General features: G+C 63.9%; 4 protein-coding genes. All 4 read right to left on the bottom strand.

Annotated elements, in window-relative coordinates; genetic code table 11:
• Positions 1–30: 30 nt before the first annotated feature.
• Positions 31–678 (bottom strand): uracil phosphoribosyltransferase, encoded by a 648-nt coding sequence (gene upp / locus QZ079_RS08830; RefSeq protein WP_291290583.1) that lies wholly within the window; start codon positions 676–678, stop codon positions 31–33.
• Between the two features lie 10 nt (positions 679–688).
• Positions 689–1,132, bottom strand: a complete 444-nt coding sequence (rpiB, locus tag QZ079_RS08835; RefSeq protein WP_291289234.1) for a ribose 5-phosphate isomerase B — start codon at positions 1,130–1,132, stop codon at positions 689–691.
• Between the two features lie 138 nt (positions 1,133–1,270).
• Complete coding sequence (glpK, locus tag QZ079_RS08840; protein ID WP_297037489.1) at positions 1,271–2,809, bottom strand: glycerol kinase GlpK; 1,539 nt, start codon at positions 2,807–2,809, stop codon at positions 1,271–1,273.
• Between the two features lie 9 nt (positions 2,810–2,818).
• The coding region (locus QZ079_RS08845) for an L-threonylcarbamoyladenylate synthase (RefSeq protein WP_297037490.1) at positions 2,819–3,071 on the bottom strand (253 nt) is incomplete at its 5' end.

Consider the following 3,071-nt stretch of genomic DNA (forward strand, 5'->3'; position numbering starts at 1 on the left):
CCAATTGGGACATCCCGTAGGCGATACAGCCTACAGCGTGCCGAAGATGCGGTCGCCGGCGTCGCCCAGACCGGGGACGATGTAGGCGCGCTCATTCAGTCCCTCGTCGATAGCACACACATAGATATGAACGTCTGAATCCGCCTCGAGCACGCGGACAAGACCCTCGGGCGCAGCCACGATCGAGAGCAGGCGGATATCCCGCGCCCCGTGATGACGCAGCTGCTTGAGCGCGTCGGCCGCGGAGCCGCCCGTGGCGAGCATGGGGTCGACGATGAGGCAGATGCGCTCCCCGATATCCTGGGGGAGCTTGCAGTAGTACTCGTGAGGCTCGTGCGTGACCTCGTCGCGGCTCATGCCGATATGCCCCACGCGCGCCGCCGGAACAAGCGAGAGCAAGCCATCGACCATGCCGAGGCCGGCGCGCAGAATGGGGATGATCGCGAGCTTCTTGCCGGCGACCTGCTTGCACGTGGTCTCGCAGATGGGCGTGGTCACACGGACGTCTTCGAGCGGCAAATCGCGCATGGCCTCGTAGCCCTCGAACATGGCAAGCTCGCTCACCAGATCGCGGAACTGCTTCGTGCCCGTGCGCTCATCGCGCAGAATCGAGAGCTTGTGCTGGACGAGCGGATGGTCGACGACCGTCACCCGCGCGACGTCATAGGCAACTGTCAACGTGCCCTCCTTATTCTTCGTCAACGGCCATGATCTTCGCGACGCGGCGTTCGTGGCGCCCGCCCTCGAAGTCGGTGGTGAGGAACGCTTTGACGATGGCCTCGTTGTCCTCGACGCTCACGAAACGCCCCGAGAGGCACACGACGTTGCCGTTGTTGTGCTGGCGGAAGAGCTCGGCGAACGGCACCGAGGTGATCGAGGAGGCGCGGACGCCCGGCACCTTGTCTGCCGTGAGCGCCATTCCGATACCCGTACCGCAGATGAGCACGCCGAAATCTGCCTCACCGGAGGCGACGGCATGCGCGACCTTCACCGCGTAGTCAGGGTAATCGACGGAGTCCCCGGTGTCCGGACCCAAATCGGCGACCTCGCAACCGAGCTCGCGCTCGATATAGCTCGCGAGAATACCTTTCTGATCGAATCCGCCGTGATCTGCTGCGATGGCAACGCGCATTGCTGCTCCCTCCAATGGGTGAATCATCCTCGATGCCATTCTAGCGCAGGGGAGAGCGAAGCGCCCTGGGATCAGGCGGGGCTTGGTGGGGTAATTTTACATGCCCCCGGTCCGCCCCACATCCGCCTGCCGATACCGCTACCTGCTGCGGGAGCGAGCAACGGCATCGTGCCAGCCAGCGAGCTCGCGAGCACGCGTCGCCTCGTCCATGGCAGGTTCGAAACGGCGCGCAAGGTCGTGATTCTGGCGAATCTCCTCGCGATCCTCCCAATAGCCCACGGCAAGTCCGGCGAGATACGCCGCGCCGAGCGCCGTCGTCTCAATCGCCTCTGTCTGATCGACGGGAATGTCGAGCAAGTCTGCCTGAAACTGCATGATGAACTCGTTGCGCGACGCGCCGCCATCAACCGAGAGGCTGTCGAGTGTGCATCCGGCATCCGCCTCCATGGCGCGCAGCACGTCGTAGCTTTGAAACGCCATGGACTCGCAGGCAGCGCGCACAAGCGTCGTACGGTCGGAGGCGCTCGTGAGCCCATAAATGAGCCCGCCGGCACCCGAATCCCACCACGGGGCACCGAGCCCGCTGAACGCGGGGACAAGATAGCAGCCGCCGTTGTCTGCCCTCGACTTCGAGATCTCTGCGGTCTCTGCCGCGCTCGAGATGATCTGCAACTTGTCGCGCAGCCACTGGATGACCGAACCCGCATGGAAGATCGAGCCCTCGAGCGCGTAGCTCACCGTCCCACCCTCGGCGATGCCCACGGTCGCGACAAGACCGTTTCTAGAATCGACCACCTCGTCGCCCGTGTTCATGAGCATGAAGCAGCCCGTGCCGTAGGTGTTCTTCGCCTCACCCGGCTCGAAGCAGCAGTGGCCGAACAGCGACGCCTGCTGGGCTCCCGCCACGCCCATGATGAGCGGCATATGCGTCATAATCTCGCCCGAGACGCGCCCGAACTCGCCCGAACTCCAGCGCACCTCCGGCAGCATGCACCGCGGGATGTCCATAAGGGCCAAGAGCTCGTCGTCCCATTCGAGCGTATGGATATTGAAGAGCATCGTGCGGCTCGCGTTGGTGTAATCCGTGGCGAAGACCATGCCGTCGGTGAGGTTGTAGATGAGCCAGGTATCGATGGTGCCGAACATGAGCTGTCCGGCTTCGGCGAGCTCACGCGCACCGCTCACGTTATCGAGGATCCAGGCGATCTTCGTCGCGGAGAAGTACGCGTCGGGCATGAGGCCGGTTTTGGCGCGGATCGTCTCGGCATGGCCGTCCTCGATGAGCCGCTCGGCGCGCGAGGCGGTGCGGCGGCATTGCCAACCGATGGCGTTGTAGATGGGCTGACCGCTATCGCGATCCCATACGACCGTCGTCTCGCGCTGGTTGGTGATGCCGATGGCGGCGATGCTGTCGGAATGGATCCCGCTCTTGAACTGCACCTCCATCATCACTGCGATCTGCGAGGCGAAGATCTCCATGGGATCTTGCTCGACCCAGCCGGGCCGGGGGTACATCGCCTTGATGGGACGCGACGCCTGGGCGACGATGCAACCGTATTCATCGACGATAATCGCGCGCACGGACGTCGTGCCACAGTCAAGCGCCATGACGTAGCGGCTCTTCGCATATGCGTACATCGAGTCGACGAGCTTCAGATCCTTGAGGTTCAGCGCCATGGTCTCCACCTACTGCCTATCTTGCATGCGCATGCGCGCCGTCTTGGCGACGCGCTGGATATCGTCTTCCGAAAGTGCCCCGTACCGTGCGACGACAACCTCGCCGGAGACGCACGACACGATGGTCGAGGCGTCCTGGCAGGGCGTCTCCCCCGCGTCGATCGCTACATCGACGCCCGCAAGCACCACCGGCTCTACCACGTCGAACGATGCCGGGGCTGGCATGCCGTGGGTGTTGGCGCTCGTCGGCGCAAGCGGGCAG

Origin of the sequence: uncultured Enorma sp., from assembly GCA_905210055.1 — a bacterium.
Taxonomy (GTDB): Bacteria; Actinomycetota; Coriobacteriia; order Coriobacteriales; family Coriobacteriaceae; genus Enorma.